Origin of the sequence: Campylobacter sp. CNRCH_2013_0898h (assembly GCF_025772965.1) — a bacterium.
Classification (GTDB): Bacteria; Campylobacterota; Campylobacteria; order Campylobacterales; family Campylobacteraceae; genus Campylobacter_D; species Campylobacter_D lari_D.
The window spans coordinates 161,096-175,496 of record NZ_JAKMTD010000001.1; the positions used below are offsets into that span (position 1 = coordinate 161,096).

The window sequence follows — 14,401 nt, forward strand, 5'->3', positions numbered from 1 at the left end:
CTAATTTTCTTCTTGACTTTTTACTGAATCAACTATAACTAAAATCATTGAAAAGATATTAGCTATCAAAGCACCAATTGCTAAAGTATAAACCATAACATTAGCCTCTGGATTAATTTGTATTAAAGCAAAAGCTGGAATTAAATGCAAATCAGCCACTAAAGAACTAGCAAATAATTCAGCTGCTAAGAAATTTCTAACTCCGATTTTCAATAAAGTAGAAATTAAATTCACACAAGCTGCAATAAATAATGCAACTTCATTTTGATCATATAAAAATCCTGCGGTTGTAGTTAAGCTCATTAGAGCAAAAAAGATATAAATAACCTTACCCCAATTCATTTTTACACCGTTCCTTTTTCATACATCGCTCTTAATTTCTCTTTTTCTTGTTTTTTCTTTACTTTTTCTAATTCTTTTTGACGATACTGCGTAACACTAAATTTAAACCATAAAAGTGCTGGACTTGCTACAAATATAGAACTTGCAGTACCTGCCACAATACCCACTATCATAGTTAGAGCAAAACCTTCTATCATAGATCCACCAAAGAAATAAAGCACTACAACAGTGATTAAAGTTAAACCTGTTGTTAAAGTAGTTCTTGATAAAGTTGCAGAAACTGATTCATTAATAATTAAATCAAGTTTTGAATTTTTACTTGTTTTAACACCTTCTCTAATCCTATCAAAAATAATAATCGTATCATTTAAAGAATATCCAAGCACAGTTAAAACAGCCGCCAAAATATCTAAATTTACATCTATTTCAAATAATGCAATAGCGCCTAAAGTAATGACTATATCATGAATTTCACACACAATAGAAGCCATAGCAAAACGCCATTCAAATCTCACTGCCAAATAAATCAAAATAGCAATCAAAGAAATTCCAACCGCCATAAGACCTTTGTTACGCAGTTCATCTCCTACTTTTGGACCTACTACATCCACGCGGCGCACTTCAAATTTACCTGTATCTTTTAACAAATTTGCAATACTTACTCCAATATCACTTCCCAAGCTATCGCTACTTCCTGAAAAGCGAATAATAACTTCATTAGCACTACCAAATTCGGTAACACTAGCTCCTTTTAAATTTTCATTTATAGATAAAGCTTTACGAATTTCAGCCAAGGGTGCTTTTTGCTCATATTGAAGCTGTACCAAAGTTCCACCGGTAAAATCAATACCAAAATTCAAACCCTTAGTAAAAAGGATAAAAATAGAACCAAAAAATAAAATAAAAGACAAAGAGATGGCTGCAAATCTCATTCTCATAAAATCATAAATATGTTTTTGACTAAAAAATTGCATTAAGGTCTCCTATATCCAAACCATAATCTTGTGTTATTGCTTTTTTCCATACGGTTCATAAACATTTCAAACATACCATGAGTTCCAACAATAGAAGTAATCATTGAAACTAAGATTCCAATGCTTAAAGTCACCGCAAAACCTTTTACCGCACCTGTTCCATAAGCATAAAGTACCACTGAAGTAATAAGCGAAGTAATGTTAGAATCTAAAATCGCACTCATTGCATGCTTATAGCCATTTTCAACACTTTGCCTTATGCTAGCACCTTCTCGCAATAACTCCCTAATTCTTTCATTAATAATAACATTAGAATCTACTGCCATACCTACAGTAAGCACAAGTCCTGCCATACCAGGTAAAGTTAAGGTTGCACCAAACATAGCCATTACAGCAATAATCACTAAAATATTTGCCACTAAAGCAATATTAGCAAAAATTCCTGCTATACCATAATACATCACCATAAATGCAATAACTAATATAGAAGCACCTGCTAGGGCTATCATACTCATTTTAATACTATCAGCACCCAAAGATGGTCCAACACTTCTTTTTTCAAGCATTTTAACCGGTGCTAAAAGTGCCCCACTTCTTAAAGCAATGGCCACATCATGAGCTTCTTCAACGGTAAAACTACCACTAATTTGACCACTACCTCCACCTATTCTTTCATTAATTCTTGGAGCTGAATATACTTTATTATCTAAAACTATAGCTAAGCGTTTGCCTACATTATTTCCTGTATAGTCTCCAAATTTTTTAGCACCTTCCGAATTTAAGGTGAAATTAATCACAGGAAGATTATTACTTTGCGCAAAACCCACTTTTGCGTCTGTTAGCATAGAACCATCAAGAATAGGTATAGATTTTACTAGATATTTAATTTGAGGATTTTTTGCATCTTCAAAAATTAAATCTCCATATTCAGCAGCTTGAGCTGGAGTAAGATTATTTACCTGATCCATTCTAACATCATCTACTTCCATTAATTGTAAATGTGCAGCTTTTGCGATAAGCTCTCTAGCTCTAGCCTCATCTGCAGCAGTTTTAATACCTGGAAGTTCGACTAAAATTTTATCCTCACCTGATCTTGCTACATTTGGCTCTGCAAGACCAAATTGATCAAGTCTATTTCTAATAGTTTCTACAGCTTGTAAAATAGCTTGTTCATGAGTTAGTTTGATTTCTTCTTGGGTTAAAGAAAGTGTGTAGTGTAAATTTTCATGTGTGACAGCCAAGCCTTTAATGTCTTTTAATAACAAATCAACCTTAGCTACATCATTTTCATCTAATAAACTAAATTCAATACTAGTATCATTTACTTTGATTTTATCAACAATAATATCTTCTTTATTGATAGAATAGCTAAGAGAAGAGGCTATGGATTTAACCTTTGACTTAACCGCCTCTTCTACTTCTACACCTAATAACATATGCAAACCGCCTTGCAAATCAAGTCCTAGGTTAATCTTAGCACCACTTTGGGTTTGCATAAAAGAAGGTATAGAAAAAACAAGCCCTATAAGAAAAACTACAAAGAAAATAATACTTCTATAAGTAATTTTTCCACTACGCATCAATTTTCTTTGCTATAAAATCTCTAGAAATTTTTACAACTACATTTTCATCATTAAGCTTAACTTTGATAAAATCCTCTTCTGGTTTTACCACCTCGCAAATTATCCCACCATTTGTGATGATTTTATCTCCTTTTTCTAAAGATGAAACCATCAACTTATGGTCTTTTGCTTGTTTTTGTTGTGGTCTAATAACCAAAAAATAAAAAATCGCAAAAAGCACAATGAGAGGCAACAATGAAGTCCAAATATTTCCGTTTTCTGCCATTTCTTCCCCTTTTTTTTAAGTTCATAAATTCTAATTCTACCACTTTTAAAATAATAAAAGCCTTTTTTTCTGCACTTTTATTGTCAAATTTTATTTATTTTTCTTTTTTTGAAAATTTACTTTTCGAATTTATCTCACCGTTTTTAAGCATATATGGTTTAATTTTATTACTAAGAAACAAAAGTAAAGCAGGATATTTTTACACCGGTTTTTTTATAGGAATTTTATGGTTTTGGTGGATAGGTTTATCATCAATTTATTTTAATTTAGCTTATTTAATTCCTTTAGAAATTATCTTAATTGGATTAATTTATGGATTTTTGTTTTTTATATGTTTTTTTCTTAAATATGATTTTTTAAGACTTTGTGGAATTTTTTTACTTTGTTTTATTCATCCTTTTGGCTTTGATTGGCTAAATTGGGGTGTTTTAAGTGTATATGGAATCTTTGATGCAAGTTACCAAGGTATTATAGCTATGTTTTTGATTGCTTATTTTTATTATGAAAAATATATTTCAAGATATTATAAAATAGCAATTATTCTAATCCTTATTCTAATCGGTGCTCAATATAATCAAAAACAATCGCAAACGCTAAATTTAGACTATAAATTAATCCAAACTAATATCTCCCAAGATCAAAAATTCATACAAGAAAATTTACAAACTCATTCTAAAGATATATTTTATCAAATCAACAAGACTATAAAAGAAGGTAAAGAAGCAATTATTTTTCCTGAAACTGCTTTTGCTTTTGCATTAAATAAAGCACCAAGTTATTTACAAGCCTTAAAAGATTTATCAAAACAAATCATCATCATCACAGGTGCTATAAGCACTACACCTAATCATCTATACAATAGTACTTATGTATTTGACAATGGCAACATACAAGTTTTTAACAAACATTATCTTGTACCTTTTGGAGAAGAAATTCCTATATTTAAAAACTTTTTTAAAAAATATCTTTTAAATATTGATGAATTTTCAAAAGGAAAAGAATTAAATCAATACACTCTAAATAATCAGCTCATCACTAATGCTATCTGCTTTGAAGCTACAAAAGAAAAACTTTACAAACACTCAAAAATCATCATCGCTATTTCAAACAATGCTTGGTTTAATTTTTCAAGTGAGTATAAATTACAAAATTTTCTAATGCGTTTTTATGCAAATAATTATAATGTAAGCATATATCATGCAGTTAATGGAAAAGAAAATGCGGTAATTAAGCCAAAAGAGATATTGATTTTAAAGATAAAAGAAAAACTTTTAAAGCAAAATGAAGCTTAAAAGCTTCATTTTATAATGCCTTAAATTCATCAAGTGCGTCTAATTTTTCCCAAGGATAATCAGCTTGACCCACTTGACCACGAGCAGCTACATCAGCATACATGAAAGTATCTTTACTTGGTTTATCAAGATTGAATTTATTTTTAATCCAATTTGGAGTTAATGGGAAAGTTTTCATCACAAAATCACTTAAAATATCATCATTTAATCTTGTATTTGTTCCCATGCAATCCACACTTACAGAAGTTGGTTTAGCCACACCTATAGCATAAGAAAGTTGTACTATACATTTTTTAGCAAGCCCTGCTGCTACAATATTTTTAGCAAGCCATCTTGCAGCATAAAGTCCGCTTCTATCAACCTTAGTATAGTCTTTAGAAGATTGTGCACCACCTCCTATTGGAGCATAGCCACCAAAGCTATCTACTATAAGCTTTCTTCCTGTTAAACCACTATCATGTAATGAGCTGTGATTTACATATTTTCCCGTTGGGTTGATTAAAATTCTTGTTTTTTCTGGGCAAAAAAGCTCTTTTGGTAAATTTGAATCCAAAATCAAATCCATCACCAAAGCTCTTAAATCTTCTATTTTCATACTTTCAACACAAGGAGCTGAAACTACAATAGTATGGATACTTTGAGGTTTGCAATTTTCAAAATTTTCTTTATTTGCATAATCAATTGTAACTTGAGTTTTAATATCTACTCCAAGTTTATCAGGATTGTTTTTTGCAAACTCATATACTTTATCACAAAGCATTCTAGCATAAGAAATAGCTGCTGGCATATATTCTTTTGCTTCATTGCTTGCAAAACCAAACATTATACCTTGATCACCTGCTCCAATCTCTCCATCTTCTTGATCAACACCTTGATTGATATCAGGACTTTGCTCATTTAAAAATACCATTACATCTAAATCATCAGGGTGCAAACATTGTTTTTTGCTAAAATGCGGATTTCCATTGTAACCAATATCTGCTAGAGCTTTTTTTACAATATTTTCATAATCTTGTTTTTCTAGTTTATATTTTGATTTAATCTCACCACCAATTACTACTTTATTTCCTGCTACAAAAACCTCACTAGCAACCCTTGAGTCTTTATCATGAGTTAAAAAGGCATCAACTATAGAATCAGCTATAATATCAGCACATTTATCAGGATGTCCTGCACTAACAACTTCAGAAGTAAATAAATACATATTTTATATTCCTTGCATCATCTTTTTCGTTAAATTAAAAATTTTCTAAAATATAATAACATAAGCTAACTTAAAAATCAAAAAGCTTATTTAAGCTTTACTTTGCTAGAATAAATTTAAATTTATCACTACAAAAAAAGGTAAGAAATGAGTTTATTTTCTTATGCAATCAAACGCTATAAAGATGGAAATCTTATTTTACAAATTTGCATAGGTATTGTTTTAGGAATTTTAGTAGGTATTTTTTCTAAAGATTTAGCTATTTTTGCAAATATTTTTGGTGCTTTATTTACAGGTGCATTAAAAGCTATAGCGCCAATTTTAGTTTTTATTTTAATTTTAACAACCATTTGCACAAAAGAATTTAATCATGGAAGTGAGAAAATAAAACACATTATTTTCTTGTATATTTTTGGAACCTTTTTAGCTTCTTTAAGCGCAGTTAGTATAAGTTTTATCTTTCCTGTAGAATTAGTATTAACCGATATTGAAAAAGCTTCCACTACAAGCCCTGCGCATATAGGCGAAGTATTTAAAACCTTACTTTTTCAAGTAGTAGACAATCCGATCCATGCCTTATCTTCAGGAAATTATTTAAGCATATTAGCTTGGGCTATTGGTGGAGGTTTTGCTCTAAGACATTGCTCTAATGATGCAAAACAACTTTTTACTGATATAAACGAGGGTGTATTAAAAATCGTTAAATTTATAGTCAAGCTTGCTCCTTTTGGAATTTTTGGACTTGTGGCTAATTCAGTTGCTCAAACAGGAGCAGCAGGACTTTTTAGTTATATTAAATTATTAATAATTTTAGTTTTGACTATGTTTTTTGTAGCTTTTGTGATTAATGCTTTAATTGTCTTTGCTTATACAAAGAAAAATCCTTATCCTTTGATTTTTATTTGTTTAAAACATAGTGCTGTTTTTGCATTTTTTACAAGAAGTTCTGCAGCAAATATTCCTGTAAATATGGCACTTTGCTCCAAATTAAATATCAATAATAACCTATATAGCATTTCTATTCCACTAGGTGCTACGATTAATATGGCAGGAGCAGCTGTAACTATTGCTATATTAAGTCTTGCAGCAGCTCACACAGTAGGTATTGAAATAAATTTTTTACAAGCTATACTTTTGAGTGTTTTAGCTGCATTTGCAGCTTGTGGAGCTAGCGGGGTTGCTGGGGGTTCACTCTTACTTATACCACTTGCTTGCTCTTTGTTTAATATTGATTATGACATAGCTATGCAAGTAGTTGCGGTTGGTTTTATCATAGGGGTTATCCAAGATAGTGTTGAAACTGCATTAAATAGCTCAACAGATGTTTTATTTAGTGCTATTTGTTCAGATAATGAGCTTAATTTAAAAATTTAAGGAGGACTTATGAGGCATTTAATTACTACAAAAGATTTTAACAATGATGAAATCTTGGCTTTATTTAAAGAAGCAAAAGAATTTTTGGATGAAAAACCGCGTACATTTTTAGAAGGAAAAAGTGTTACAACAATTTTCTTTGAAAATTCAACACGCACTCAATCAAGCTTTGAAACAGCCGCAAGAAGACTAGGTGCTAAAGTTTTAAAATTAGATGTTTCAAGAAGTAGTTCAAGCAAAGGTGAAACACTTTTTGATACTGCTGCGAATTTAGATGCAATGGCACCAAGTGCTATTGTAGTTAGACACAAAAACTCAGGTGTACCTCATACTTTAGCAAATTATACTCATTGTCCTATAGTTAATGGAGGTGATGGTAAACACGCTCATCCTACCCAAGCTTTACTTGATCTTTTTACTATAATGGAGCATTTTGATTATAATGTCAAAGATAAAAAAATAGCCATAGTAGGAGATATTAAAAACTCACGCGTTGCTGCTTCAAATTTAGAATTATTACCTCGTTTTGGTATAGACATTACCCTAGTAGCCCCACCTCATTTTATGCCAAATTATCCTATTAAAAAAACAAATAAACTAAAAGAAGTTATTGATGATGTAGATATTATCATGAGTCTTAGAACACAAACTGAAAGACACAATATTCCAACCTATGCATCGCTTAAAGATTATGCAAATGATTTTTGTATTAGCAAAGATTTAATAAAAGATAAAAATCTCATTATCTTACATCCTGGTCCTGTACATAGAAATATCGATATTAGTGATGAAGTAATGGCTGATAAAAGATGTAAGGTTTTAACTCAAGTTAAAAATGGTGTTGCCATTAGAATGGCTGTATTAAAAAAACTCATTTTAGAAAGCTAAAATCATGCAAAATTGGAACTTAAGTATATTATTTAAAGATGAGCAAGAATTAGATCTTTTTTTACAAAAAACCCAAGATGAAGCTTGTGAATTTAAAAAACAATATGAAAATAATCTTCATAGTTTAAGCAATGAGCAATTCTTGCAAGCTTTAAAAAACTATGAAGAATTAATCTTAAAACTTTCTCACATACTAACTTATGTGTATTTAAATTTTGCTCAAGATACTACCAAAGGTGCCTTTTATGCAAAATATGAAAATTTAAGTAAAAAAATAGAAGAAAATCTTTTATTTTTTGAACTTGAATTTTGCGAATTAAAAGAAGAAAAAAGCAAAACTTTCATCACATTTTGCAAAGATTATGAGTTTTATTTAAATAATCTTATCAAACACAAAAAACACAATCTTTCTAAAAAAGAAGAAAGAGTTATCCTAACTCTATCAAGTACAGGTTCAAATGCATTTGCAAGATTATTTGATGAAACCTTTAGTGCTTTAAAATTTAATTTTGAAGGACAAAAATTAAGTGAGGAAGAAATTCTAAGCAAGCTTTATGATAAAGATAGAAGCATTAGAAAAAAAGCTTCAAAATGCTTTAGTAAAACCTTAAAAAAACAAAACAAGCTTTTAGTATATATTTTTAATATGATTAAAAGTGAACTTGCTAGCATTTGTGAGTTAAGAGCCTATGAAAGTCCTGAAACTCCAAGACACATAAGAAATCAAATTTCTAAAAAAAGTGTTGATGCACTTATTAGCGCTAGCGAGAATAGCTTTGATATTGTTTCTAAATTTTATAATGCAAAGAAAAAAATTCTAGGGTATAAAAAGCTAAAAGATTATGATCGTTATGCGCCTATTGGAAAAGAAATGCAAGTTGATTTTAATCAAGGAAAGGATATCGTTTTAAAAGCCTTTGAAAAATTTTCTAAAGATTTTTATATGATAGCAAAAGAAGCTTTTGAGAATAATTGGATCGATGTTTATCCTAAAGAATTTAAACAAAGTGGAGCATTTTCTCACTCAAGCACGCCGCTAAGCCATCCTTTCATACTTTTAAACTATACCAACCAAAGACGCGATCTTTTTACCCTAGCTCATGAGCTAGGCCACACTATACATCAAAAACTTTCTTATAAAGTAAGTTTTTTAAATCAAGATACACCTCTAACTACAGCAGAAACTGCTTCAGTGTTTGCAGAAATGTTGATTTTTGATTACATTAAAGAAAATTTAGACAAAGAGGAGCTTTTATCTTTATATGCAGCAAAAATCGAAGATATTTTTGCTACTCTTTATAGACAGATTAATTTTACTACTTTTGAACGCAGATTTCATGCTAAAAAAGAAGAACTAAGCGCTCAAGAACTAAGTGAAATTTGGCTTGAAGAATCAAGAAAAATGTTTCAAGATAGTGTAGTTTTAACCAAAAACTATGGCCTTTGGTATTCTTATATACCACATTTTATACACTCTCCATTTTACTGCTATGCTTATGCTTATGCACAACTTTTAGTTTTAGCACTCTATGGTCTATATAAAAGTGGTAAATGCTCTAATTTTACCTCAATTTATATTGAGTTTTTAAGTAGTGGGGGAAGTAAAAGTCCAAAAGAACTTGTAGCTATGTTTGGCTTTGATATAGAAAGTGATGAATTTTGGAATATAGGCTTAGAGCAAGTTAGAATACTAGTAGATGAATTTTTAAGGCTAAGTAATGATTGATAAAATTTTAAATAATAAAAATTTTATAACTTTAATGCAAAAAAGCATTTATGAATGTTTGCAAATTTTAATCCAAGAAGATATTGAGTTTAATATCATTGTAAATACTAAATTTGTTACACTCGAACCTCCTTTACCACCAGAATTAGATGTAGTAAGTAAAAATCCTTATTGTCTTTTTGCACTTGGTGGTTATACTTTTAAATCCATAGTTTTAACAAATGAGCATATAGAATTTCACGCAGGTTTTGGACCTGATGATTTTGCAACCTTTGTAAAAGTGGATTTAGGTGCAATTACTCAAATTCAAGTTGAAGATAATATCATTTTTGTCAATTTTTCAAACTATTTTAAAAAGCAAAATGATCAAAAGTTAAAAGAAAAATCTATGAATGCTTTTTTAAATAATCCTAACAATAAAGATTTATTTAAAAAATGAGTTTTTTTGAAGGTTTAAATGATAGCCAGAAAGAAGCTATCATGCATATTGATGGAGCTATGCTGATACTAGCAGGCGCAGGTAGTGGAAAGACTAAAACCATTACCACTAGACTTGCTTATTTAATCGATCATGTAGGTATTCCTGCGCAAAATACCCTCACACTAACCTTTACAAACAAAGCTGCTAATGTAATGAAAACAAGAGCCTTAGCACTTTTACAAGATCAAAATTTACATAATCCCCTTTTATGTACTTTTCATAAATTTGGTTTGTTATTTTTAAGACTTTATAGCGAAAGAATTAATAGAGCAAATAATTTTGTCATTATTGATACAGATGATAAAAAGAAAATACTAAAAGATTTAGCTAGCGAAAATTTGCAAAGCTCTTTAGCAAGCATAGGTGCTTATATTTCAAATTTTAAAAATCAAAGCAAAAGCGCTCAAGAAATACGCAAAGAATTAGAATTTTTAAAAGATGAAAAAAACAAAAATTACGAAGAAATCATTCATTTATATGAGCAATATGAGCATTTTTTAATCCAAAATAATTTCATGGATTTTGATGATTTACTCATGCTAACTAATAAAATTTTAGAAGATGAACAATTTGCACAAGAGCAAAGTCAAAAATATACTTATATAACAGTAGATGAGTATCAAGATACTAATGCCTTGCAATATCAAATTCTAAAAAAACTTTGCGTGTCTCATGAAAACATTTGCGTGGTGGGTGATGATGATCAAAGTATTTATGGTTGGCGTGGAGCTAAAATAGAAAATATCTTAAATTTCAAAGAACAATTTAACAATGTAAAATTAGTAAAACTAGAGCAAAATTATCGCTCAACTAGCGCTATTTTGCAAGCTGCAAATGAGCTTATAGAGCATAATAGAAAAAGACTAGGAAAAACTTTGATTTGTACTAAAGATGAGGGCGAAGAAATTACAATTTTACAAAATGATGATGAAAAAATTGAAAGTTTTAAGGTTGCAAGAGAAGTTTCAAAACTTTTAAACTCAGGGATTAATCCTAGTGAAATAGCCATACTTTATAGAGTAAATGCCCTATCTCGTGCTCTTGAAGAAGCTTTTAGCAAAGAAAAAATTCCTTTTAAATTGCTAAGTGGAATTCGTTTTTATGAAAGAGCTGAAATTAAAGATATTATTTCTTATTTAAGATTGCTTTCAAATTTAAATGATGATTATTCTTTTAAACGCATTATCAACCGCCCTAAAAGAAACTTTGGTAATGCAAGTTTAGAAAAGCTAGAAAATTATGCCAAAGAAAATCATTTGTCTTTATTTGAAAGCCTATGTGCTTTGCAAGGAAGTGGTTTTTTTAGTAAAAAAACGGACAAAGAATTAGAAAAATTCATACTAAGCATACACAAAATCAAAGAAAAAGATGATTTGCTTGCAATGATTTTAGCCTTAGAAGAAGAATTTAAAATCAAAGAATTTTACAAAGATAATCCAGAGGGCGAAGATAAACTTTTAAATATAGATGAACTTTATGCTAATTTAAAAGATAAAATTACTCATGGAAATTATAATGGCTTAGATGATATTTTAAATGAAATTTCTTTACTTAATGAGCAAGATGGACTTGATAAAGAAAGTATTTGTATTATGAGTATTCATGCAAGCAAAGGACTTGAGTTTGATTATGTTTTTATCATAGGTTTAGAAGAAGGATTTTTCCCACTCACTAGCGAATCAAGCAATATAGAAGAAGAAAGAAGACTTGCCTATGTAGCAATCACTAGAGCCAAGAAAAAACTTTATTTAAGTTATGCTAATTCTAGATTTTATAAGGGAAGTCGCACAAGATTAGAAAAAAGTAGATTTTTTGGTGAGAGTAATGTAATCAAAAAAGAATTAACACTAGATCATCAAAAAAATTGCTACAAAAAAGGCGATTTAATCAAACATAAAATTTTTGGCATAGGCAGAGTCACTGGGGTAAGTAAAATAGGTGCTGAAGAAAAACTCACGATTAATTTTGGAGGCATAGAAAGAATGATAATGTCAAGTTTTGTGGAAAAAGTGATATGAATAAACTTTTTGTAGCTTACAAACCAAGTGGTATGAGTTCTAATACTTTTTTAGGCAAACTCAAGAAAAAATATAAAAATAAAAAAGCAGGTTTTTCAGGAACACTTGATCCTTTTGCAAAAGGTGTTTTACTCATAGCCTTTGATCAATACACAAAACTTTTTCGTTTTTTTGATAAAAATCCAAAAGTTTATAAAGCAACACTTTGGCTAGGCGTGCATTCACTAAGCCTTGATAATCAAAATATCAAAGAAATCAATCTTATAAATGCTTTTGATGAGCAAATTTTAGAACAAATTAAAAATGAACTTTTAGGTAAAATCACCTACACCCCACCCGCATTTTGTGCAAAAAAAATAGATGGAGTGCGCTCTTATGAGCTTGCAAAAAGAGGTTTTGAAGTCAATTTAAAATCCTGCGTTATGGAAATTTTTTATACTAAAATTTTACACTATAACCACCCCTTTTTAACCATAGAAATAGCAGTTAGTGAGGGTTCTTATATACGCTCTTATTGTGAATTATTTGCTAGAAAACTTGGTATTAAAGCCACATTAAGCTCATTAGAGCGTTTAAGCGAGGGAAGGTTTTTTTATGAGAATGAAAAAGAGTTAAATCCTTTAGCTTATTTAAATCTTAGAAAAAATACGATAAAATACCCCCAAAAATTACACAATGGACAAAAAATATTTTTGGACGATTTGGAAATTCAAGAAGAAGGTAGCTATATTTTAGAAGAAAAAGATTTTTTTTCTATCATTTCTATCCAAGATAATCAAGTGCAATATTATTTAAATAAGGTATTAAAATGTTAATTTTATCAAGAAAAGAAAATGAAAGTATAAAAATCGGAGATGATATAGAAATCAAAGTAGTTCAAACAGGCAAAGGCTATGCTAAAATAGGCATCGAAGCTCCAAAGTCTTTAATGATACTACGCAAAGAGCTTATCGAGCAAGTAAAAAGTGAAAATTTACATGCAATTAGCGATGAAACGATAAAACTTGACGATCTGAGTAAAAAGCTTAAAAAATGAAAGCTTACGCAAAAGCTAATATTTTTTTAAAAATCATAGGAATTGATTTAAGATCTTATCATTTATTACAATCACGCTTTGTTTTATTAAAAGATATTTTTGATGAGTTAAGCTTTAGCGATGAAAAAACCAAAGAAGGGTTTGAAATCACTGGAAATTTTACCCAAGATACCATCATACACAAAGCTTATAAAGAATTAGAAAATTTAGGATTTTCTAATGAATTAAATGAATTTTTTAAAGACAAAAGTTTAAAGCTTACCAAAAACATTCCTATAGGTGGAGGTCTTGGAGGAAGTAGCACTGATGCGGTTGTATTTTTATTAATGATCAACGAAACTTTAAATTTAAAACTCAATCAACAACAACTTAAACAAATCTGCCAAAAACTTGGCTCTGATTTAATCTTTTTTTTAAGCGGATATGATAGTGCAAATGTTAGCGGGTGTGGCGAGATTGTAGAATATTTTGAAGATGATTTTGCCCAACTTGATTTTACTTTTCCAGTTATTGAATGCTCAAGTGCAAAAGTATATAAAGCATTTGATGAAAGTTCATATGATTTAACAGCGAATTTAAATTTAGCCAAAACACTTAAAACACTTAAAACAAGTGAAATTTTAGAGTATAAAAATACTGATTTAAACGACTTATTTGCTCCTTGTGTAAAAATTTATCCTAAAATGCAAACTTTTCTTAATGAGGCTTATTTTTTAAGTGGAAGTGGAAGTGGAGTTTTTAAGGCTAAATGATGAAAAAAACTATAGTAAAAAACAAAAAAGCTTTTTTTGATTATGAAATTTTGGAAAAATTTGAAGCAGGTATTGTTTTAAAAGGTTCTGAAGTAGTGGCATTAAGAGCTAGTAGAGCAAATTTGAAAGATTCTTTTGTGCGTATTATCAAAGGTGAAATTTTCTTACTTAATGCTCATATTTCTCATCTTAGCACTACACATTCTTTTTATAAGCATGATGAAAAAGGTGCGCGAAAACTTTTAATGCATAAAAAGCAAATCGATAGGCTTTTTGGTAAAATTAGTACCCAAGGCTTTACTATAGTGCCATTAGAACTTTATTTTAATGAAAAAAATAAAGCAAAAGTCTTAATAGCCTTAGCCAAAGGAAAAAACTTACACGATAAAAGAGAAAGCTTAAAGAAAAAACAAGCAGATCTTGAAGCAAGAGCTGCTATGAAAAATCATTATTAAAAAAGGATTTT

Annotated in this window: 15 protein-coding genes; 10 read left to right on the plus strand and 5 right to left on the minus strand. The window is 29.7% G+C overall.

Annotation, left to right across the window (positions count from 1 at the left end; genetic code table 11):
• From L8X50_RS00825 to yajC, 4 genes are read right to left on the minus strand one after another with little or no spacing between them, the layout of a single operon-like run.
• Positions 1 to 342 carry a DUF6394 family protein gene (locus L8X50_RS00825; RefSeq protein WP_133318707.1) on the minus strand — a complete coding sequence of 114 codons (342 nt, stop codon included), beginning with the start codon at positions 340 to 342 and terminating at the stop codon, positions 1 to 3.
• Between the two features lie 2 nt (positions 343 to 344).
• Positions 345 to 1,316, minus strand: a complete 972-nt coding sequence (secF, locus tag L8X50_RS00830) for a protein translocase subunit SecF (protein WP_220566868.1) — start codon at positions 1,314 to 1,316, stop codon at positions 345 to 347.
• On the minus strand, positions 1,316 to 2,896 hold the full coding sequence (secD, locus tag L8X50_RS00835; RefSeq protein ID WP_087689307.1) for a protein translocase subunit SecD: 1,581 nt from the start codon (positions 2,894 to 2,896) through the stop codon (positions 1,316 to 1,318). Before secD ends, secF begins: the two co-directional genes overlap by 1 nt.
• Positions 2,889 to 3,164, minus strand: a complete 276-nt coding sequence (yajC, locus tag L8X50_RS00840) for a preprotein translocase subunit YajC (protein WP_039618686.1) — start codon at positions 3,162 to 3,164, stop codon at positions 2,889 to 2,891. Before yajC ends, secD begins: the two co-directional genes overlap by 8 nt.
• On the opposite strand from yajC, the gene L8X50_RS00845 reads away from it, so the two are divergent.
• Complete coding sequence (locus tag L8X50_RS00845) at positions 3,134 to 4,456, plus strand: apolipoprotein N-acyltransferase (protein WP_263660131.1); 1,323 nt, start codon at positions 3,134 to 3,136, stop codon at positions 4,454 to 4,456. The two genes, yajC and L8X50_RS00845, sit on opposite strands and share 31 nt — an antisense overlap.
• A gap of 10 nt (positions 4,457 to 4,466) precedes the next feature.
• Here the strand turns inward: L8X50_RS00845 and metK are convergent, their stop codons facing one another.
• A complete protein-coding gene (gene metK / locus L8X50_RS00850; RefSeq protein ID WP_133318704.1) occupies positions 4,467 to 5,660 on the minus strand; it encodes a methionine adenosyltransferase in 1,194 nt (397 codons plus the stop codon).
• Positions 5,661 to 5,807: 147 nt separating this feature from the next.
• On the opposite strand from metK, the gene sstT reads away from it, so the two are divergent.
• Genes sstT through smpB form a run of 9 tightly spaced genes read left to right on the plus strand, consistent with a single transcriptional unit; the run spans position 5,808 to position 14,390 of the window.
• Positions 5,808 to 7,034: a serine/threonine transporter SstT gene (gene sstT / locus L8X50_RS00855; protein ID WP_263660132.1), complete on the plus strand. Its 1,227-nt coding sequence runs from the start codon at positions 5,808 to 5,810 to the stop codon at positions 7,032 to 7,034.
• 9 nt (positions 7,035 to 7,043) lie between these two features.
• Positions 7,044 to 7,922, plus strand: coding sequence for an aspartate carbamoyltransferase catalytic subunit (locus L8X50_RS00860; protein WP_263660133.1), 879 nt, complete (start codon positions 7,044 to 7,046; stop codon positions 7,920 to 7,922).
• Positions 7,923 to 7,926: 4 nt separating this feature from the next.
• The gene (locus L8X50_RS00865) at positions 7,927 to 9,648 is read left to right on the plus strand and encodes a M3 family oligoendopeptidase (protein WP_263660134.1); all 1,722 of its coding nucleotides are present in this window, start codon (positions 7,927 to 7,929) and stop codon (positions 9,646 to 9,648) included.
• Positions 9,641 to 10,087: a hypothetical protein gene (locus L8X50_RS00870; RefSeq protein ID WP_133318700.1), complete on the plus strand. Its 447-nt coding sequence runs from the start codon at positions 9,641 to 9,643 to the stop codon at positions 10,085 to 10,087. The genes L8X50_RS00865 and L8X50_RS00870 overlap by 8 nt, the downstream gene beginning before the upstream one ends.
• Positions 10,084 to 12,147 (plus strand): ATP-dependent helicase, encoded by a 2,064-nt coding sequence (locus L8X50_RS00875; protein ID WP_263659034.1) that lies wholly within the window; start codon positions 10,084 to 10,086, stop codon positions 12,145 to 12,147. The genes L8X50_RS00870 and L8X50_RS00875 overlap by 4 nt, the downstream gene beginning before the upstream one ends.
• Positions 12,144 to 12,962, plus strand: a complete 819-nt coding sequence (truB, locus tag L8X50_RS00880) for a tRNA pseudouridine(55) synthase TruB (RefSeq protein WP_263659033.1) — start codon at positions 12,144 to 12,146, stop codon at positions 12,960 to 12,962. The genes L8X50_RS00875 and truB overlap by 4 nt, the downstream gene beginning before the upstream one ends.
• Positions 12,956 to 13,183 carry a carbon storage regulator CsrA gene (csrA, locus tag L8X50_RS00885; RefSeq protein WP_012661763.1) on the plus strand — a complete coding sequence of 76 codons (228 nt, stop codon included), beginning with the start codon at positions 12,956 to 12,958 and terminating at the stop codon, positions 13,181 to 13,183. The genes truB and csrA overlap by 7 nt, the downstream gene beginning before the upstream one ends.
• Positions 13,180 to 13,935: a 4-(cytidine 5'-diphospho)-2-C-methyl-D-erythritol kinase gene (locus L8X50_RS00890; protein WP_263660135.1), complete on the plus strand. Its 756-nt coding sequence runs from the start codon at positions 13,180 to 13,182 to the stop codon at positions 13,933 to 13,935. The genes csrA and L8X50_RS00890 overlap by 4 nt, the downstream gene beginning before the upstream one ends.
• The gene (gene smpB, locus L8X50_RS00895) at positions 13,935 to 14,390 is read left to right on the plus strand and encodes an SsrA-binding protein SmpB (RefSeq protein ID WP_039668585.1); all 456 of its coding nucleotides are present in this window, start codon (positions 13,935 to 13,937) and stop codon (positions 14,388 to 14,390) included. The genes L8X50_RS00890 and smpB overlap by 1 nt, the downstream gene beginning before the upstream one ends.
• Positions 14,391 to 14,401 lie beyond the last annotated feature (11 nt).